The sequence below is a fragment of the Qipengyuania nanhaisediminis genome, assembly GCF_900115585.1.
GTDB classification, from domain to species: domain Bacteria; phylum Pseudomonadota; class Alphaproteobacteria; order Sphingomonadales; family Sphingomonadaceae; genus Qipengyuania; species Qipengyuania nanhaisediminis.
Genome location: NZ_FOWZ01000004.1, coordinates 288419 through 306571, shown reverse-complemented (window position 1 = coordinate 306571; position 18153 = coordinate 288419). Strand labels below are relative to the sequence as shown.

The window sequence follows — 18153 nt, the reverse complement described above, 5'->3', positions numbered from 1 at the left end:
CCGACTCGCAGCATCGGGAGTAAGCAAATGCTTCGCCAGACCATCGCCGCCATCTCGATTTGGACCCTCGCAGCATGCTCCCCAGCGGACGCACCGCCCGATCCGGCAGAGAGCGAAGCTGCGGATGAAATGGCGACCCAAGCGGAAGCGCCCGACCCGGAAGACGACATCCGTCATTTCCTGCTGCAGGAATATCCCGATGCAGGGGCCATGCGGTATGCGCTGGCATGGAGCGATCTCGATGCCGACGGAGAGGACGAGGCGATCGTCTATCTGGCCGCCCCCTATTTCTGCGGTTCGGGCGGATGCCCGACGCTCGTCCTGACCCCTGCGGGGCCGATGTGGCGAAAGGTCGGCGACATCAGCGTCTCGCGCACGCCCGTGACCGTGCTGGATAGCAGCACGAATGGCTGGAAGGACATCACCGTCGCGGTTTCCGGCGGCGGCGGTGCGTCCGGCAATGCACTCTTGAAGTTCGACGGAGAGGCTTACCCGTCCAACCCCACGGTCGCCCCGGCCGAGATGACGGAGACCACCGGTACGGTCGTGATCACGGAAGAACCCGAGTTTACCGACCTTGAGCCGGTCGAAGCCTCAGGCGGCTGACAGAGCCGTTTCGCGAAGCGTGCCGGCGAGAGAGTTCGGACCTGCTTCCACGAGTTCGATTTCGACCAGATCGCCGATCTGCGCATCGCCTTCGAACCACACGCTCTGGAGCCAAGGCGACTTGCCCAGCCACTGCCCGAGATGCTTGCCCTTGCGCTCCACGAGGACTTCACAAATTCTCCCTACGCTCGCCTCGTTGAAGGCGAGCTGGTCGCGGTTGAGTGCGTCCTGCAGGCGGCGCAGGCGCTCGTCCATGACGTCCTTCGAAACCTGACCGTCCATCGTGGCGGCGGGGGTGCCGGGACGCGGCGAATACTTGAAGCTGAAGGCCTGCGCGTATTTGACCTCGTCCACCAGCGCGAGAGTTTCCTCGAACTCGGCATCGGTCTCGCCGGGGAAGCCGACGATGAAGTCGCCCGATAGCGCGAGGTCGGGCCGCGCAGCGCGAAAGCGGTCCAGCAGCTTGAGGTAGCTTTCCGCCGTGTGACTGCGATTCATGGCCTTGAGGACACGGTCGCTGCCTGCCTGCACCGGCAGGTGGAGGAAGGGCATGAGCTTGTCGATCTCGCCATGCGCGGCGATCAAATCGTCGTCCATGTCGGCGGGATGGCTGGTGGTGTATCGGATGCGTGCAAGGCCATCGACCTTCGCAAGGTCGCGGATCAGGCCCGCGAGGCCGACCTGGTGGCCCTTCCCGTCCTCGCCCGACCAAGCCGACACGTTCTGGCCCAGCAGCGTGATTTCCTTCGCGCCCGCATCGACCAGCTTCTTCGCTTCGGTCACGAGGTCTGCATAAGGGCGACTGATTTCCGCGCCGCGCGTATAGGGAACAACACAATAGGTGCAGAACTTGTCGCAGCCTTCCTGCACGGTGAGAAAGCTCGCCGGATTGGTGCGGCGGCGCTCTGGCAGCGCGGCAAACTTGGCGATGGCGGGCATATCGGTATCGGTCGCCCGTTCGCCCTTCACTGCCTTTTCCAGCATTTCGGGCAGGCGGTGATAGGCCTGCGGGCCGACGACCATGCTGACCGCCGGAGAGCGCCTCATGATCTCTTCGCCCTCGGCCTGAGCGACGCAGCCCGCCACCGCGATCATCGGGGCCTTGGTCTGCGTCTTGCCCTTGGTCAGACGGCCGATGTCCGAATAGACCTTCTCCGCCGCCTTTTCGCGGATGTGGCAGGTGTTGAGTACGACGAGGTCGGCATCCTCGCCTTCGGGCGCAGGCATGATGCCCTGCTCGCCCAGCATTTCGGCCATACGCTCGCCGTCATAGACGTTCATCTGGCAGCCGAAGCTCTTGACCCTGTAGGTCTTGGGGGAATTGGTCGGTTTCATGGGAATGGGCGCTTTAGCCGCTGTGGAGCGCCTGTTCAATCTCTCGCGAGTGTTGCTGCGCGTTGAAGGTCCTTCTCGCGACCAAACTGGTGGAGAATGGACACGAGCTCATCCGCTTGCGGCACGAAGAGCTCGCAATCCGCGAGAGTAACGGAGCGGCGAGTTCGAGGGTTCACATCGAGCCACCTCCCCTCCACCTGGACCTTGAGGCCCGTCATGAATTCCACATCGAGCGCAGGTTCCGACCACCTTCCGAACATCGCCGAACTGAACATCGGCTTGTTCGCGTCCGGATCATTCTTGAGAGGCAGCTTGTGGTAGAGGTGCTCTAGGTCGGAATGTGAGACGATCACATCTATGTCGGCGATCCGTCCGGGCTCTCCGCCCAAAAGTTGCACGGCCGCGCTGCCGATAATCCACCAGGGGTCTCGCGCGTCGCCGATTGCGTCGGCCAACCGCGCGAGACTTTCCTGAAACGGTTCAGCCAACAGTCGCCTTCACGATCTTGCCCGGGTTTGCCGGCGGCTCGCCCTTGGGCAGTGCGTCGATGTGTTCCATGCCGCTCTCGACCTGGCCCCAGACGGTGTACTGGCCGTCGAGGAATTCGGCATCGTCGAAGCAAATGAAGAACTGGCTGTTGGCGCTGTCGGGCACCTGGGTGCGGGCCATCGAGCAAGTGCCGCGGGTGTGCGGTTCGCTGTTGAATTCGGCCTTGAGGTCGGGCTTGTCGCTGCCGCCCATGCCGGTGCCGGTCGGATCGCCGCCCTGCGCCATGAAGCCGGGGATCACGCGGTGGAAGACCACGCCGTCGTAGAAGCCTTCGCCTGCCAGCGTCGTGATGCGCTCTACGTGCCCGGGCGCGAGGTCGGGACGCAGCTTGATCACCACGTCCTTGTTTTCGCCGTCGCCGGTGTCGAGGGTGAAGGTCAGCTTGTCGGCCATTGGTATTGTCTCCTGTAAATCGGTTGGCGCCTACATAGGCGTTCACAGCCTCATGTCACCCTCTGCTTGCTTTATGAGGCCCACTGCCTAGAGGTTGCGCCCAATGGCGGAGCACGAGCGCCCCCTTGACGATGACGACGTGATCCTGGCCGGCGAGGAGCAGGAGGAAGGCGCACGTCCGGACGACCGCATCGACGACGAGCGCATGGACGAGGAGAACACGCTCAAGCGCGAGTTCGTCTCCTCGGTCGAGGACGCGCTGGAAGCGGGCGAGACCGGTGCGGTCTACGACCTCGTCGAACCGCTTCACCCCGCCGACGTCGCCGACCTTCTCGAACTGTTCGACAAGGACGACCGCGCCACCCTTGCCGCGGCCATCACCGACCTGATGACCAGCGAAGTCGTTGCCGAGCTCAACGATTACGTCCGCGAAGAGATGATGGAAGCGCTGCCCGCCGATGCGGTGGCGCAGATCGCGGAACAGCTGGAAACCGACGATGCCGTCCAGCTGATCGAGGATCTGGACGAAGACGACCAGCGCGCCATCCTCGCCGAGCTGGAACCGGAAGACCGGATCGCCATCCAGTCGGCCCTGTCCTATCCCGAAGAGACCGCGGGCCGCCTGATGAACCGCGAGTTTGTGGCGGTTCCTGAGCACATCACCGTCGGCGACCTGATCGATTACCTGCGCGACGGGCGCGAATTGCCGGAGGACTTCTTCGAGGTCTTCATCGTCGACCAGCGCCACCACCCCGTCGGCACCTGCAACCTCTCCTGGATCCTGCGCACGCCGCGCAGCATCGCGCTGGGCGATGTGATGAAGCGCGACCAGACGCTGATCCCGGCCATGCTCGACCAGGAAGAGGTCGCGCTGATGTTCCAGAAGTACGGCCTCATCTCCGCCGCCGTGGTGGACGAGGACGGGCGCCTGGTCGGCCAGATGACGGTCGACGACATCGTCCACATTATCGCCGAGGAAGCGGGCGAGGACGCCCTGCTGATGTCGGGTGCGGGCGAAGGCGACATCAACGAGCCGATCCGCGAGGCATACTCCAGCCGCGTGCGCTGGCTGGTCGCCAACCTCGGCACCGCGCTGATCGCATCGCTCATCATCGCCGCGTTCGGTGCCGCTATCGAGAAGCTGGTCGCCCTCGCCGTACTGATGCCCATCGTCGCCAGCATCGGCGGCAATGCGGGCACGCAGACCATGGCCGTGACCGTGCGCGCCATCGCGATGAACCAGCTGACGCGCAGCAATACGCGGCGCATCCTGACGCGCGAGTTGCGGGTTGCCCTGCTCAACGGGGTTACCATCGCGGTACTTATCGGCGCGGCGACAGCGGTCATCTTCACGCCCCTGCTGGGCGCGGTCATTGCGCTCGCCATGATCATCAACGTGGTGACCGCAGGGCTTGCCGGCGTGCTGGTCCCGGTCGCGTTCGACCGGCTCGACCAGGACCCTGCAGTGGCGTCCAGCGTCTTCGTGACCATGATCACGGATTCGATGGGCTTCTTCGCCTTTCTCGGCCTTGCCGTGGCGTTGCAGGTCGTCTGATCTCCTACAGAGTGGAACGGGTGGAACACGGTCCTGGGAGAAAAAATCCTCGGGGCCCAAACCACCCCCGAAGTGGCGCGATTGCGTGCATGAGGGGCGAAGAGCGCTGTCCATGACGCATGCCTGCACCAGCTGCCCGATTGTAGGAAAGCCTGTTCCCGGCATTGCGCATCGGCCCGTGCAGACTACATCGGTCCCATGCCGCTAAACCTGACCAAGATCGCTTTCGGTGCGCAAAGCTATGGCGACATCGAAAGCTGGTATGCGCAGCGGCGCAGCCCGAACCTGACCACCCGCTATCGCCCGACGAAGTGGGAACAGTGCATCGGCGGATCACTCTACTGGATCCACCAGCACTCTATCGTGGCGCGCAGCGAAATCCTCGGCTTCAGCGAAACGAAAGACGGTCGCTGGTCGATCGATCTCAAGCCCGAGCTGGTGCGCGTCATGCCCCGCCCCAAGCGCGCCCATCAGGGCTGGCGCTATCTCAAGGGCGATCCGCCGCGCGATCTCGAGGATGGCGAGGACATCGGCGACGCTCTGCCGGGTAAACTCGCCGGCAAGCTGGAGCGCCTCGGCCTGATCTAGCCCGGTTTCCCAAAGACTTAGACAAGCCTTTCCGGAACCGGCTGCAATCCGCGCCGTTGTGACGTCACCGACTGATTAAACATGGCGCGCCGTCGGTCTGCGCTATCGGAGAGTGACTATGAAGAAATTCCTGACAATGCTCGCGTTCGGAAGCTCGGCCATCCTTCTTTCGGCCTGCAACACGATCGACGGCATCGGCGAAGACGTCGAATCCGCAACCGATTGTGCCGACGGCGTAGAAGGCAACTGCTGAGCCGCACCAAGCCGATCGGCTTACGAAAGAGGCGCTGCCCCAAGCGGGCGGCGCCTTTTTCTTTGCCGATTGCTTTTGCCTGCCCTCGCCCTCGGGAAAGCGGGCGCACGGTGCGATGAAATGCGGAACATTGCAAAGGACTTGCCCGTTGGTTTGGCAAAGGAGACATTCACATGCCCGAACGCCAATCCATGCACCCCGACAATGACCTCATCGACGAGATCACGAAGTACGACACCCCGTCGCAGCAGAGCCGGTCCGGCGGCGAAGTGAACCGCCAGGTCGGCACCCGCGGCGAACTCAATCGCGCCTTCGATCCCGATAACCGCGAGCCGGAAGTCGGTTCGGATAATCCGGCACAGGACGCGCAAAAGGGCGAGAAGACCCTTCATGCGATGCAGGACAGCCGTTCCAGCTGACGCTGTAATCAGGCTGACAGAAACGCCCTGCAGATTCGCTCTGTGGGGCGTTTCTCTGTGAACACCTGGATCGCGCCGTTTGACCGCGCGAAGGCTTTGCTTCACCCAGTTTGTAGGGGCGCCCCGATTGATTTCGGTTCAGGGGGACGTGGCATCAGCAGCGAGAAATCTCACAGAGGCGCAAACTTGCTGCGCTTCATCGTCCCGTCGGCCATCGGCGCGGCATTTTTTCTCTTCCCGGTCCCACAAGATGGTGGGGTCAAGGTCCCGATGGCCATCCTCACGGACTGGGTTTTAGCCGTTGCGGCACCGGTCCTCCCTATCGCAGTCGTTATCCTGTGCATCGTTTCGGCATTGGCAACCATTGCCTACGCCATGACGCAACCCGGCCCTTCGGAGAGCGCCACAGAACAAATTCTTCGTCCTGGGATCGCGTGGACGCTCTTGCGCGTGGCAGGCGCGGTCAGTGCTGTGGTGATCTTCTGGGAGATCGGACCGGTATGGATATGGGGCGAAGATACGGGCGTGACGGTACTCAACGACCTCTTCGTTCCTGCGCTCGTGACCATCGGTATTGCCTGCATCATTCTGCCGTTCATCACCGAATTCGGACTGATGGATTTCTTCGGTGTCCTTGTGGAACGTCCGTTCAAGGCGCTATTCAAAGTACCCGGGCGCAGCGCAATCGATGCGATAGCGTCATGGCTTGGCGGAAGTTCGGTTGGCGTCATCGTGACGATCCAGCAGTACGAATCTGGTCAGTATTCCGCCCGCGAAGCAGCGATCATCGCCACCAACTTTTCCATCGTGTCGATCGCGTTCTGCTACGTGATCGTCGCATTCCTGCAATTGGAAGATTACTTTCTGCCGTTCTATGGCGTCCTGACGCTTACCGGCATTGTCTGCGCCATCATCATGGCGCGCATCCCGCCGCTTAGCAGAAAAGCCGACAGCTATCTGATCGACGGCTTTTCCATGGACCGCGAAGTGACGCAGGCGCCGTCCTTTGCAATCGCACTGGACGCAGCTGTGAGCAAGGCTTCGAGCGCCCCGCCCTCTTCCAAAATTGCCAAGGGTGTCGCGGCTAACATCCTCGACATCTGGCTGGGTCTTATTCCGGCCGGGATGTTCATCGCGTTGGTGGGGACGATAATCGTCCAATATACCGACTTTTTCGTCATTCTGAGCCAGCCCTTCGTGTGGCTGCTGACCGCCTTGCAGGTAGCCTATCCGGCCGAAGCAGCACCGGCCATGATCGTCGGATTTGTCGACCTGTTCCTGCCTGCCATCGCCGCTGCTGAAATACCCTCCATGTCGACGCGCTTCGTGGTCGCCGTGGTCTCAGTCGGACAACTGATCTTCATGTCCGAGGTCGGCATACTGATGCTGAAATCGTCGCTGCCGCTGAACCTTGTCGATCTCGTTGTGATCTTCCTGCTGCGGACCTTGATTTTGTTACCGATGGCAGTCTTGAGCGCCGCGCTGATCTTCTGACGATTCTCAGAACGCTGCGTTTATTTCTGTTTCAAGCGCGCAGATTGGGGATCTGCGGCCTTTTCTGCTATGATTGCACCGATCCAGAGTCGCACAAAAACGAAGGTCGCTTCCATTTATCGAAGAGGAGGCAATCGTCATGCGTGCTGTCAATATTCTGGCATTCGGCGTCGCTGCTGCAGGTCTTGCAGTCGCCGCAACGGGTGCACCACCATCTGGCAAAGGCGGAAAAGGCGGCGACGATTCCGGCCCCGCCTACGAAGTCCCGACAACCGTATTCGTAGAGCGACAACGACGGACACCACCAAGGTTGGTCGTGGCCGGCAATGACAGTTCCAAAAGTCAGCCGGTCTATCAATATGAAAACTATGCAGCCTACCTGCACGATGCCGTACTGGTATCGGAAGGGCACGGACGCGCGCTGATAACCGACCGCTCCGACAACCCCCTGCCGATGATCTTGGTAGAATTCTGGTTCGACACGGATGGAAAGATCACCGACACAAATCATGTGCCGCTGGTTTCGCGGCCCGACTGGGGTTGTGAGGCCCTGTCTTCCGATGGCACGCGCGCACTCTATTACGACAGGGATGCAAGCGAGGTACGTGTGATCGACCTGGCCGATGGTGATATCACGACCCTTGTCGTGTCGGATCCATCCCAATCCTTCGGCTCTTCATGCGATTACAAATCCGACGATCCGCTCAATCTCAACGGAGTTTTGCATGCCGTGGTCAGGGATTCGAGCGGCGCGCGCATAGATCGTATCGATATGGCGGCAGGTTCAACGAGCACGGTGTACGGACCGACCTCAGCCGATCTGCGCGATTTTTCGATCCACTACGAGGGTTCGAACATCGCTCTGGTGGCCATTTCCGAAGATTATACGATCAGGTTCGGTTCGAACTTCTCGCAAGCCGGAGCAGCGCCGGTCTCGATCGAGAGCGGCACCGAGGCGGACTTCTATTGCGAAGGGACGCGGCTGCTGTTCAAGGGACGGATTAGGAACAAGCGCTACACACTGGTGTATGACACGACTACCGAGGGAACGGCCACCTATGACGACGATTCCGAGTGGACCCCGAGAACACTCTGCTAGCGGTTCGGGCGTTCACCCAGCCGCTGCCGTCTTTTCCGCCACCCTTCTCAGCGCGTTGACGTAAGACTCCGGCGGCTGTGCACCGGGCACCATGAAGCGACCCTCCAAGATCATCGCGGGCACGCCGCTGATGTTCATGTCCCATGCGGCGCGTTCTTCGGCGCGTGTCTTGTGGGCGACCTGCTCGTCGTCGAGCGCGGCTGACGCGGCGTCGCGGTCGAGCCCGACACTTTCCGCCACATCCAGCAGCACTTCGCGCTCGCCGATCCGCTGGCGGGCATTGAAATGCGCCTTGAACAGCGCGAGCTTGAGTTCGGTCTGCTTTGCCGCGCCGTGCTCCTCGCCCGTCCAGGTCAGCAGCTTGTGCGCCTCGAACGTGTTCCACATCATCGCATCGGGCGCAGGGTCCGGCCCCTCGTAATCGAGCGATACGCCAGCCGCATCGGCAGCCTGCCGCATCTGGCCCTGAACTTCCTTCGACTGCTCGATCGTGCGCCCGTACTTGCGCGCGATATGCGTGGTGCGCTCCTCGCCCTCTTCCGGCATATCGGGATTGAGCTCGAATGCGTGCCAGCGCACGTCCGCCTCGATCTCGCCCTCCAGTTGCTCCAGCGCTTGCGAAAGGTTCCCCCAGCCGACGAGGCACCAGGGGCACATCACGTCGGACCAGATATCGATCGTCATCTTGCGGGGTTGGGTCATGTGTGAATCCACCAATCCATAAGGTGATGGGCGATGGCATGGGGCGGCGGTGCGCGGAACGGACCGTCGCCTGCCAGCGAGGCTTTCACCTCGTCGCGCGAGTACCAGTTGATTTCCGCCATCTCGGTCTCGTCGATGGTCAGTGCGTCGTCATCGGCATGGCTGTGGCAGCCGATCATCAGCTGGCTGGGAAACGGCCACGGCTGGCTGGCGACATAGGTTACGTCGCGCACGCGTACGCCGCTTTCCTCGAAGACCTCGCGCGCGACGCCTTCCTCGATGCTTTCGCCCGGTTCGACAAAGCCTGCTAGTGCCGAAAAGCTGCCTTCCGGCCAGCCCAGTCCGCGGCCGAGCATCAGCTTGCCGTCACATTCGACCAGCATGATCGTGACCGGGTCCGTGCGCGGGAAATGGCTTGCCCCGCAGGCCGTGCAATCGCGCTGCCAGCCGCCCTTGGCCAGCTTCGTATCGCCACCGCACTGGGCGCAGAACCGGTGGCGTGCGTGCCAGTCGACGATGCTGCGTGCGCCGCCGTAGAGCGCGAGGTCGTCGGGCTGCAGATTGGCCATCAGCGACCAGAGCTGCGGGTTCGCCATGCGCGGACTTGCATCGCCGCGCGGCGGGACGGCGGCAAAGCAGGCCTTGCCCTCGTCGAGACCGAGGAACACTAGCTCCGCATCCTCCGGTGCATCCGCCAGCGTGCCCCAGGAAAGGCGCCCGGCATCGTCCATCGACGGCATCAGCCCGTCGAGCGCGAGCAGCCGCGCCTTCCAGTTCATGTAGCCGGCCAGCCGCTCCGGATCGGCGCGGACGTGGTCGGCGCGATCCAGGCGCGAGCCGGTAAAGGAAAGCACGCCGCTTACGCGCCCATCATGGCTGCAAGGTCGGCCTGTACGGCATTGGGGAAGCCTTCGTGGATCGGATAGGCCTCGGACGGCATGTACTGGGTGTAGATGCTTGCCCGCAGCTTCGCCGGGTAATTGACGAAAGCCACCGTTCCGGCAGCGCCGCCCCAGCCGAACGAGCCGTCAGTGACGCGGCCGCCCGCGCCGAAGCCCTGCCCCTCGACCCAGGTGCCCTTCGTGACGGCGGTTTCCGGCAGCAGGTTCGAGGTGCCGAGCTTGACCGCAGCCTCGCTCATCACGCGCTTGCCGTCGATTTCGCCATAGCCGAGCAGCATCTTGAGGAAGCGGTCGTAATCGCGCGGACTGGAAACCAGCCCTGCCCCGCCGAACGGGAATGCCGGATCGTCGAGATAGATCGACGCGCCTGCGGGATCCAGCGGCAGCGGCGTACCGCCCATGATGCCGTAATTGGTAGTGAGGCGCGGCACTTCGCTCTTCGGAACGCGGAAGAACGTGCTGTTCATGCCGGCGGGCTCGAAAATCTGGGTGCGCAGATATTCGTCGAAGCTCATGCCGCTGGCGACTTCGATCACGCGACCTAGGAGGTCGAGGCTGACCGAATAGCTCCACTTGCTGCCCGGCTGCAGGACCAGCGGAAGCTGGGCGAGATTGTTGGCGAACTTGTCGAGGCCGCGGATCGCTTCCTCGCGGCCGAGGCCCGGGATCGGCAGGCGCGTCACCTGGCCGGGCACGACGCCGTATTTCACATATTGTTCGCGGATCGGGCCCTTCTGGATGATCGAATAGCCAAGACCCGCCGTATGCGTCAGCAGGTGGCGGATCGTGATCGGGCGCTCTGCCGGGACGAGATCGGTGACCGAGCCGTCATAGGTCTTCTGCACCATCATCTTGGAGAATGCGGGCAGCGTTTCGGCGAGCGGCTGGTCGAGGCCGAGCTTGCCCTCATCGATGAGCATCATGGTCGCCATGCCGGTGACCGGCTTCGTCATCGAATAGATGCGATAGAGGCTGTCCATGCCGGCAGGCGTTGCGCCGCCGATCGCCAGCGTGCCTTGCGCAATGAGCAGGGGATCACGGTCACCCCAGCCCAGCGCGGCCGCCATGTTGGCGACCTTGCCTTCGGACACGTATTTGTCGACCAGCTTGGAGACCATAGGCCAGTCCGCCGCCTTGCTGTGCGCCAGCGCCATGCTGCCGCCAGGCAGGCCCGACATGGCTGCACCGGCGGTCAACCAAGCCCCGCCCCTCAGCAGCGAACGGCGCGAAAGCTGGGCATCGTCGAAATTGCGGTAGGCCATGGGAATCCTCTCGAAGTTCTTTTCGCGCCTTTTGTGCGGAAGCGATGCTGAACGGTCAATTGCGAATTGAAACTCTTGAATTGCGTCAGTGTCCTACCCATATAGGACACATGCTGAACCTTCTTTCATTCCTGTTTGGAATCGTCTCGCTCGTCATCGTCATCCCGGCCACCATCCCCTTGCTGGGTTGGGCCAACTGGCTGGCACTGCCGCTGATCGTAATCGGCATCATCGTCGGCCAGCTCTCGTCGAGCAATTCGGGCCGCAACTTCAACATTATCGTGCTGCTGATCGCGGCCCTGCGCCTGACGCTGGGCGGCGGCATCATCTAGGCAAGCGCCAGCCGCGCTGCCTTTGCAAATAGCGTCGGCAACCCGGCTTCGTCGAGCCTGTCGAGCGGCCACCATTCCCCTTCTTCCAGAGGGTCGGAGGTCGCTTGCGTCTCGCACACCGCCAGTTCCAGCGCGAAATGCGTGAAGGTGTGCCGGACGAGCCCCAGATCGTGCCACGGGCCGCCGGTCGGAGCATTCTTGTGACCGTCGCCCTTCGCCGACCATCCGTCATCGGGAAGCGCGCGCATCCCGGCCAGCATTCCCGTTCCCTCACGCCTTACGAGCCAGACGTGATCTTCTCTCGTGATCCAGAAAGTCTGCCCCTGCCGCACCGGCTTGGCCTTCTTCGGTGCCTTGACCGGATAGCGCGCCGGGTCGCCGTTTTTCCGGCCCTCACACGACACCGATAATGGACACAGCAGGCACTTCGGATCGCGCGACGTGCAGATAGTCGCACCGAGATCCATCATCGCCTGGGCGAAATCACCCGCACGCAGTTCAGGTGTGATCTCGTCGGTGCGTTCGCGAATGACCTTGCGGGACGACGGCAACGGCTCCTCGATCGCGAAGAGCCGTGACACCACTCTCTCGACATTAGCATCCACGACTACTGCGCGCTGCCCGAACGCGATCGCGGCGACGGCGGCAGCCGTGTAGGCGCCGAGGCCGGGCAGATCGCGCAACTCTTTCTCGGAGCTCGGGAAGCCGCCCATAGCGGCGACGGCGCGCGATGCCTTCACGAGGTTTCTCGCACGGGAATAATAGCCAAGCCCTGCCCACGCCGCCATGACGTCTTCTTCCGGAGCGGCGGCCAAATCTTCGACGGTCGGCCAGCGCTCGGTGAAAGCTTGGAAATAGGGCTTCACCGCGGCAACCGTAGTCTGTTGCAACATCACTTCGGAAAGCCAGACCCGATAGGGGTCGGTCGGCGGCGCACCAGGCCGCGCTCGCCACGGCAGGTCGCGGGCGTGCGTGTCATACCATGCGAGAAGTGTGTCGGAGATGCTGGCGGCCACGCGAAGCCTATGGCATGAGCGCGGGCCTAATGGAAAGCGACAAGCCCAAATCCCCGAACAAGCCGGTCCAGCCGAAGAAACCGTCCGGCAAGGGCAAGGCGGGAAAGCCGTACGAACGGCCGCGGGGCGGCCAGGCCAAGGCTATCTCCGACCTCATGCCGCAGATCGGGCGGCCCGCTTTCCGGCGCTTCGGCTTCGTCCAATCGTCTATCGTGAGCCGCTGGCCGGAGATTGTCGGCGATACGCATTCGCAGGTCTGCACGCCCGAAATGATCCGTTTCCCGCCGGGCGAGAAATCTGAAGGCATTCTCGAACTGGTCGTCAAACCTGCCCATGCCCCGCTGATCCAGCAAGTGCTGCCCGAGATCATCGAGCGGGTGAACCGGTTCTTCGGGTACAAGGCGGTGGCGCGAATCAAGCTTCGGCAAGGTGCGGTTAAGCCTCCGGAGGCGAAGCAGAAGGCGAAAGCCCCACCTTCGCTCAAGCCGATACCGATGGAACTCGGCGACAGTTTGCGCGATATCGGGGATCCGGAATTGCGCGCCGTGCTGGAATCGCTGGCGCGCGGGCTCGGATCGCAGGATGAAGACGGAACACAGTGACGTGAAACCCTTTGCAAAATTCGCCGTGAGCGCCGTTGTCGCCGCGGCCTCGTTTATCTCCCTCCCCGCAACCGGCCAGGATCTTCCGACCAACAAGCCGCGCGGAAACTGGAATACCGTCATCAACGAAGTCGACGGCGGCCACGTCCTCGGCAATCCGGACGCCGAAGCGCGGCTGGTCGAGTTCATGAGCTACACCTGCTCGCACTGCGCCGAATTCACGAAGACCGGGGAAAGCGCGATCAAGCTACTCTACGTGCCGAGCGGCAAGGTGTCCTACGAAGTGCGGCACCTGATCCGCGATCCGGTCGATCTGACGGCTGCCCTTGCGGCGCAATGCGGCGCGCCTGACAAGTTCTTCGCCAACCACACTGCCTTGCTGATGAAGTACCCAGACTGGATGGCGAAAGCCCGAAGCATGACGCAGGCGCAAATGGCGCGGTGGAATTTCGGCAGCTTCGCCGCCCGCTCGCAAGCGATTGCCAGCGACCTTGACTTCTACGAGATCATGGAAACCCGCGGATATTCGCGCATCCAGCTGGACGACTGCCTCAAGGATGAAACCAGGGCACGGGCCATTGCAGCACAGAGCCAGGCAGATGCCGCAAAGTACGGGCTACGCGGTACGCCGACCTTCATCATGGGCGGCAAGACGCTCGATGCGCATGACTGGCCCCGCCTCCAGCCCTATCTCGACGCCCTGTACGACAAGTAATTCCGCAACTTCGCAGTTGCATTTGTCGGGGATAGCTCTGTGGACACCGCCTCTACGGCGCTTCACCCGGCACAAACCCTGGCTTAGCCTACCTGCCCACCAGAGAGGATTCCGATGAAAACCAGTTTGCGCCTAGCCGTTCTCGCACCATTCGCCCTTACGCTTGCAGCGTGCGGCGATACAACGGACGAGGCCGGCACCGGTTCGCTCGAAGGTGAAGCGATTGCCGCAATCCCCGCTCCCGAGGGCACGAGCTGGCTCGAAGTAGCCAGCAAGACCGACAATGGCGGCTTCGTGATCGGCAATCCCGATGCGCCGCTGAAGCTGGTGGAATTCGCCAGCCACACCTGCGGCGCCTGCGCCTACTTCGCGGAAAACGGCTCGGCACCCCTGCAGCAGGATTATGTCGACACCGGCGTGGTGAGCTATGAAATCCGCCCGCTGCTGCGCGATCCAATCGATGTGACGATCTCGACCCTGGCCCAATGCGGCGCTCCGGAAAGCTTCCACGCCCTGTCGGACCAGGCATGGGCCTCGCTCGCTTCCTTCTACGAGAACCTGGAAGCCAATCCGTCTGCCTACGAAGCGGCAATGCAGGCAGCGCCCGAACAGCGCTTCCTCCTGCTTGCTCAGGCCGCAGGACTGGTCGACTTCTTTGCCGCACGCGGTCTCTCCGCCGACCAGGCCCGCACCTGCCTGACCAACGCCGAGGGAATCGAGGCCATCGCGACCGCATCGCGCACGGCAGCGGAGGAACTCAATGTAACCGGCACGCCCACCTTCTTCCTCAACGGCCAGCGGCTCGACGGGAACCAGTGGGCGCAGGTCGAACCAATCCTACAACGCGCCGGCGCCAGGTAAAGCCGGGGCTAGAGGGGGGAAACGGCGACGATGCTCATAAAACAGCTCAGACTGAGCGGTTTCAAGAGCTTCGTCGAGCCGTCCACCCTGCGCATCGAACCCGGCCTGACCGGCGTGGTCGGCCCGAACGGGTGCGGTAAATCCAACCTCCTCGAAGCGATCCGCTGGGTGATGGGCGAAAACTCGCCCAAGTCGATGCGCTCGGGCGGGATGGAAGACGTCATCTTCGCCGGCACCGTCACGCGCCCGCCGCGCGACTTTGCCGAAGTCCAGCTTTCCGCCGAAAGCGATGATGGCGACGAGCTCGAGGTCATCCGCCGCATCGAACGCGGGGCTGGCAGCGCGTATCGCGTCAACGGCAAGGACGTGCGCGCCAAGGACGTCGCCCTCACCTTCGCCGATGCCGCTACCGGTGCGCACTCCCCTGCCCTCGTCAGCCAGGGCAAGATCGCGCAGGTCATTGCGGCAAAGCCCGTCGAACGCCGCCAGATGCTGGAAGAAGCGGCCGGGATTGCCGGCCTCCATGTCCGCCGCAAGGATGCGGAGAGCAAGCTGCGCTCCACCGAAACCAACCTCGCGCGGCTCGAAGACCTGATGGCCGGGCTCGACAGCCAGATCGCCTCGCTACGGCGGCAGGCAAAGCAGGCGGAACGCTACAAGAAACTCTCCGACCAGATCAAAACCGCAGAGGCGCGGCTGGTGTTCGCCCGCTGGCGCGATGCTGCCGCTGCTGCGGAGGAGGCCAAGAAGGCCGCTGCCGCAGCCGACGCGCGGGTGACAGAAGCGCAGAAGGCTGCCGATGAAGCGCAAAAGGCACAGCGCGCGGCTGCCGAGGCTTTGGCCGAAGCGCGGGAGGAACAGGCCGACCGCCGCGACGATGCGAGTGCGCACGGCCACCGCATGGCCGCCCTCACCAGCCAGCTCGAGGCTGCCGAACAGCGCCTTGCCGACCTCGACCGCCAGAAACAGCGGCTTGAAGAAGATCGCGGCGATGCCGACCGCATGACCAAGGATGCGGCAGAGGCGCTCGCGCGACTGGAGAAGGAACTCGCGAACAGCGAGAGGGACCTCGCCGCCAACGAAGATCGCCGCCCGTCTCTCGTCGCGCAGAGCGAAGATGCCGAACGCGCCAGCCGCACCGCGGAACTCGCCCTTGCCAAGGCCACCGCCGACAATGCGGGTGTCGAGGCCGAATGGCGCGTTGTCGAAGCCGAAATCTCTCAGGCCCGCATGCGTCTCGAACGGGTCGAGGCGGAAGGCCGCCGCATGGCCGAGCAGCGCCAGGCTCTTGCCGGAGAAGATGTCGATGGCGCGCTTGAAAGCGCCAAGGCCGCCGCCGAAGAGGCTGCCAGATCCTTGGCAGACAGGCGTGCGGCGATCGAAACCATGCAGGCCCGGAAGAGCGAGCTGCAGGCGGCGCGCGACGAAGCATCGAGCGCGCTCTCTTCCGCCAAGGCCGAACTGTCCGGCATCCAGCGCGAACACGATGCGCTCCTCCGCGACCGCGAAGCACGCGAGCGCGCAGCCGCCAAGCGATCGGGCCGCAAGCAGGCCATCGACGGCGTGCGCGCGGCCAAGGGCTATGAACGGGCGGCAGCAGCCGCTCTTGGCCGCGATGGCAAGGCGCTGCTTGGCCTGCCGGACGAAGGGGCGGAAGGGCGCTATTGGACCGGCGCGGACGCCCCGCAAGCGGTAGCAGACAGCCTCGCTGACCACCTCGACCAGTGTCCCGACGAATTGCGCGCGCGGCTCGCGCTCGTCCATGTCGCGGATGGCGACGACGGGCGCACGCTCGCCCCCGGCGAAAGCCTCGTCACGCGTGATGGCCACCTCCGCAGGTGGGACGGCCTTGTCGTTCGAGGCGAAGGCGCAGCAGAGGCAGCCCGGCTGGAAGCGGACAATCGCTTTGCCGAGCTGGCGCAGCAGCTGCCCGCACTGCAATCGGCGGTTTCGACCGCGCAGGATGATGAAGCCCGCGCGAGCGAAGAATTGGGTACACTGCAACGGGACCTGATAGCCGCCGATCGCGAACTCGCCGCGACTGCCGATGCAGAGCGGCAAGCGCTGCGCGCGCTCGACCAGGCGGAGGCTGCACGCGAACGCATTGCCGCTCGGCTGGAAGAGCTGGAACGCGCCGAAAGCGAACACAGCGAATTACTAGCCGCTGCACAGTCGGAGCTGGAGGCAGCGCAGGCCAAGCAAGCCGCGCTTCCGGATCCCGAAGCCGGTCGCGCCTCACTCGATGCTGCGCGGGCGAAAAACGAGGCCGCGCGCTCCACCCTGCAGGCGCGCGCGGCCGAGCTTGCCGCGCATGACCAGTCGCTGGCCGTTGCACGCGAACGCACGGCCGCGCAGCGCAGCGACATGGCCAACTGGCAGGCTCGTTCGGGTGAAGCCACACGCCGCCTTTCGGACATGGCCCGCCGGTTCGAAGAGATTGAGGAAGAGCGCGCGGTCTTCGCCGCCAAGCCCGAAGGGCTGATGCGCGAGATCGAACAGGGCGACCAGGTCCGCGAACGGCTCGGCACCGAATTGGCCAAAGCGGAAGCCGCCGTCGCCGAGGCGAACGAGCGCGCAGCCGAGGCCGACCGCGCCTTTGCTTCCGCCAACGAGGCGCTGGCGGCTGCCCGCGAGAACCGTGCCGGCCTGTCCGAACGGGCAGAGAACCAGGATGGTCGCAGGATCGAGATGGCACGCATTTCGGGCGAACGCTTCCAGTCGCCCCCGCCCCTCCTGCCGGCGAAGTTCGAGTTCGAGGAAACCGAGGTCAAGTCGGCGGACCAGGAAGGCGAGGAGATGGACCGCCTCACCGCGAGCCGCGAACGGATCGGGCCGGTGAACCTCGTCGCGGCCGAAGAGCTCGAAAAGATCGAGAGCGAGCACGGTTCGAACGCGGCCGAGCAGGAAGAGCTGCGTGAAGCCGTCAATCGCCTGCGCGGTTCCATCGGCAGCCTCAATCGCGAAGGGCGCGAGCGGCTACGCGAGGCGTTCGAGCAGGTGAATGACCATTTTAAGCGTCTTTTCACGCGCCTGTTCGAAGGCGGGGAAGCGCATCTTGCGCTGATCGACAGCGACGATCCGCTCGAAGCGGGTCTCGAGATTTTCGCCCAGCCGCCGGGCAAGCGGCTCCAGTCGCTCACCCTGCTATCCGGCGGGGAACAGGCGCTGACCGCCACCGCGCTAATTTTCGCGCTGTTCCTGACCAATCCCGCCCCGATCTGCGTGCTCGACGAGGTCGACGCTCCGCTCGACGATGCCAATATCGACCGCTTCTGCGACCTGCTCGACGCGATGGTGCGCGAAACGAACACGCGTTACCTGATCGTCACGCACAACGCCGTGACGATGAGCCGGATGCACCGCCTTTTCGGTGTCACTATGATCGAGAAAGGCATCAGCCGCCTCGTCAGCGTCGACCTCGGCGGAGCGGAAGAACTTCTGGCCGCAGAATAGTGTGTCGGATATCCCCG

At 63.5% G+C, this 18153-nt stretch carries 19 protein-coding genes; 12 read left to right on the top strand and 7 right to left on the bottom strand.

What is annotated here, in order from left to right:
• Positions 1 to 27 precede the first annotated feature (27 nt).
• Complete coding sequence (locus BM173_RS12890) at positions 28 to 606, top strand: hypothetical protein (protein ID WP_090482527.1); 579 nt, start codon at positions 28 to 30, stop codon at positions 604 to 606.
• Here BM173_RS12890 and miaB read toward each other — a convergent pair.
• From miaB to BM173_RS12875, 3 genes are read right to left on the bottom strand one after another with little or no spacing between them, the layout of a single operon-like run.
• Positions 595 to 1941, bottom strand: a complete 1347-nt coding sequence (gene miaB / locus BM173_RS12885; protein WP_090482523.1) for a tRNA (N6-isopentenyl adenosine(37)-C2)-methylthiotransferase MiaB — start codon at positions 1939 to 1941, stop codon at positions 595 to 597. The genes BM173_RS12890 and miaB overlap by 12 nt on opposite strands.
• Positions 1942 to 1976: 35 nt before the next feature.
• Positions 1977 to 2429, bottom strand: coding sequence for a hypothetical protein (locus BM173_RS12880; RefSeq protein WP_143089648.1), 453 nt, complete (start codon positions 2427 to 2429; stop codon positions 1977 to 1979).
• Positions 2422 to 2883, bottom strand: coding sequence for a peptidylprolyl isomerase (locus BM173_RS12875; protein WP_090482517.1), 462 nt, complete (start codon positions 2881 to 2883; stop codon positions 2422 to 2424). The genes BM173_RS12880 and BM173_RS12875 overlap by 8 nt, the downstream gene beginning before the upstream one ends.
• A gap of 103 nt (positions 2884 to 2986) precedes the next feature.
• Between BM173_RS12875 and mgtE the strand changes: the two genes are divergently transcribed.
• From mgtE to BM173_RS12850, 6 genes are all read left to right on the top strand, one after another.
• Entirely contained in the window at positions 2987 to 4438 is a 1452-nt protein-coding gene (gene mgtE, locus BM173_RS12870) for a magnesium transporter (RefSeq protein WP_090482514.1), read from the top strand.
• Between the two features lie 198 nt (positions 4439 to 4636).
• Positions 4637 to 5026: a DUF1489 family protein gene (locus BM173_RS12865; protein WP_090482511.1), complete on the top strand. Its 390-nt coding sequence runs from the start codon at positions 4637 to 4639 to the stop codon at positions 5024 to 5026.
• 118 nt (positions 5027 to 5144) lie between these two features.
• Positions 5145 to 5279 (top strand): entericidin EcnA/B family protein, encoded by a 135-nt coding sequence (locus BM173_RS14475; RefSeq protein ID WP_100260903.1) that lies wholly within the window; start codon positions 5145 to 5147, stop codon positions 5277 to 5279.
• Between the two features lie 173 nt (positions 5280 to 5452).
• Entirely contained in the window at positions 5453 to 5698 is a 246-nt protein-coding gene (locus tag BM173_RS12860; RefSeq protein ID WP_177201909.1) for a hypothetical protein, read from the top strand.
• Positions 5699 to 5755: 57 nt separating this feature from the next.
• Entirely contained in the window at positions 5756 to 7192 is a 1437-nt protein-coding gene (locus BM173_RS12855; protein WP_143089647.1) for a YjiH family protein, read from the top strand.
• Between the two features lie 139 nt (positions 7193 to 7331).
• Positions 7332 to 8291 carry a hypothetical protein gene (locus tag BM173_RS12850; RefSeq protein WP_143089646.1) on the top strand — a complete coding sequence of 320 codons (960 nt, stop codon included), beginning with the start codon at positions 7332 to 7334 and terminating at the stop codon, positions 8289 to 8291.
• A 12-nt stretch (positions 8292 to 8303) separates the two neighbouring features.
• Here BM173_RS12850 and BM173_RS12845 read toward each other — a convergent pair whose 3' ends face one another.
• From BM173_RS12845 to BM173_RS12835, 3 genes are all read right to left on the bottom strand, one after another.
• Positions 8304 to 8993 carry a DsbA family oxidoreductase gene (locus BM173_RS12845; protein WP_090482502.1) on the bottom strand — a complete coding sequence of 230 codons (690 nt, stop codon included), beginning with the start codon at positions 8991 to 8993 and terminating at the stop codon, positions 8304 to 8306.
• Positions 8990 to 9772 (bottom strand): NAD(+) diphosphatase, encoded by a 783-nt coding sequence (gene nudC / locus BM173_RS12840; protein ID WP_245755899.1) that lies wholly within the window; start codon positions 9770 to 9772, stop codon positions 8990 to 8992. Before nudC ends, BM173_RS12845 begins: the two co-directional genes overlap by 4 nt.
• An 80-nt stretch (positions 9773 to 9852) precedes the next feature.
• Entirely contained in the window at positions 9853 to 11157 is a 1305-nt protein-coding gene (locus BM173_RS12835) for a serine hydrolase domain-containing protein (protein WP_090482496.1), read from the bottom strand.
• Between the two features lie 110 nt (positions 11158 to 11267).
• Here BM173_RS12835 and BM173_RS12830 point away from each other — a divergent pair, with 110 nt between their 5' ends.
• Positions 11268 to 11489, top strand: coding sequence for a hypothetical protein (locus tag BM173_RS12830; RefSeq protein WP_090482492.1), 222 nt, complete (start codon positions 11268 to 11270; stop codon positions 11487 to 11489).
• On the opposite strand, the gene mutY is transcribed toward BM173_RS12830, so the two are convergent.
• Positions 11486 to 12505 carry an A/G-specific adenine glycosylase gene (gene mutY, locus BM173_RS12825; protein ID WP_090482489.1) on the bottom strand — a complete coding sequence of 340 codons (1020 nt, stop codon included), beginning with the start codon at positions 12503 to 12505 and terminating at the stop codon, positions 11486 to 11488. The genes BM173_RS12830 and mutY overlap by 4 nt on opposite strands.
• Positions 12506 to 12519: 14 nt before the next feature.
• Between mutY and BM173_RS12820 the strand changes: the two genes are divergently transcribed.
• The 4 genes from BM173_RS12820 to smc all read left to right on the top strand — a co-directional run bounded on the left by BM173_RS12820 (position 12520) and on the right by smc (position 18136).
• Positions 12520 to 13107 carry a DUF721 domain-containing protein gene (locus tag BM173_RS12820; protein ID WP_090482486.1) on the top strand — a complete coding sequence of 196 codons (588 nt, stop codon included), beginning with the start codon at positions 12520 to 12522 and terminating at the stop codon, positions 13105 to 13107.
• Entirely contained in the window at positions 13088 to 13822 is a 735-nt protein-coding gene (locus tag BM173_RS12815) for a DsbA family protein (protein WP_090482483.1), read from the top strand. Before BM173_RS12820 ends, BM173_RS12815 begins: the two co-directional genes overlap by 20 nt.
• Positions 13823 to 13936: 114 nt before the next feature.
• Complete coding sequence (locus tag BM173_RS12810; protein WP_090482480.1) at positions 13937 to 14683, top strand: thioredoxin domain-containing protein; 747 nt, start codon at positions 13937 to 13939, stop codon at positions 14681 to 14683.
• Positions 14684 to 14713: 30 nt separating this feature from the next.
• Entirely contained in the window at positions 14714 to 18136 is a 3423-nt protein-coding gene (smc, locus tag BM173_RS12805; RefSeq protein ID WP_090482475.1) for a chromosome segregation protein SMC, read from the top strand.
• The last annotated feature ends 17 nt before the right edge of the window (positions 18137 to 18153 follow it).

Bases quoted from the DNA above. Each gene is read 5' to 3' on its own strand.
- BM173_RS12890 (WP_090482527.1), top strand. From the start codon at position 28: ATGCTTCGCCAGACCATCGCCGCCATCTCGATTTGGACCCTCGCAGCA.
- miaB (WP_090482523.1), bottom strand. From the start codon at position 1,941: ATGAAACCGACCAATTCCCCCAAGACCTACAGGGTCAAGAGCTTCGGC.
- BM173_RS12875 (WP_090482517.1), bottom strand. From the start codon at position 2,883: ATGGCCGACAAGCTGACCTTCACCCTCGACACCGGCGACGGCGAAAAC.
- mgtE (WP_090482514.1), top strand. From the start codon at position 2,987: ATGGCGGAGCACGAGCGCCCCCTTGACGATGACGACGTGATCCTGGCC.
- BM173_RS12865 (WP_090482511.1), top strand. From the start codon at position 4,637: ATGCCGCTAAACCTGACCAAGATCGCTTTCGGTGCGCAAAGCTATGGC.
- BM173_RS14475 (WP_100260903.1), top strand. From the start codon at position 5,145: ATGAAGAAATTCCTGACAATGCTCGCGTTCGGAAGCTCGGCCATCCTT.
- BM173_RS12860 (WP_177201909.1), top strand. From the start codon at position 5,453: ATGCCCGAACGCCAATCCATGCACCCCGACAATGACCTCATCGACGAG.
- BM173_RS12850 (WP_143089646.1), top strand. From the start codon at position 7,332: ATGCGTGCTGTCAATATTCTGGCATTCGGCGTCGCTGCTGCAGGTCTT.
- BM173_RS12845 (WP_090482502.1), bottom strand. From the start codon at position 8,993: ATGACCCAACCCCGCAAGATGACGATCGATATCTGGTCCGACGTGATG.
- nudC (WP_245755899.1), bottom strand. From the start codon at position 9,772: ATGAACTGGAAGGCGCGGCTGCTCGCGCTCGACGGGCTGATGCCGTCG.
- BM173_RS12835 (WP_090482496.1), bottom strand. From the start codon at position 11,157: ATGGCCTACCGCAATTTCGACGATGCCCAGCTTTCGCGCCGTTCGCTG.
- BM173_RS12830 (WP_090482492.1), top strand. From the start codon at position 11,268: ATGCTGAACCTTCTTTCATTCCTGTTTGGAATCGTCTCGCTCGTCATC.
- BM173_RS12820 (WP_090482486.1), top strand. From the start codon at position 12,520: ATGAGCGCGGGCCTAATGGAAAGCGACAAGCCCAAATCCCCGAACAAG.
- BM173_RS12815 (WP_090482483.1), top strand. From the start codon at position 13,088: ATGAAGACGGAACACAGTGACGTGAAACCCTTTGCAAAATTCGCCGTG.
- BM173_RS12810 (WP_090482480.1), top strand. From the start codon at position 13,937: ATGAAAACCAGTTTGCGCCTAGCCGTTCTCGCACCATTCGCCCTTACG.
- smc (WP_090482475.1), top strand. From the start codon at position 14,714: ATGCTCATAAAACAGCTCAGACTGAGCGGTTTCAAGAGCTTCGTCGAG.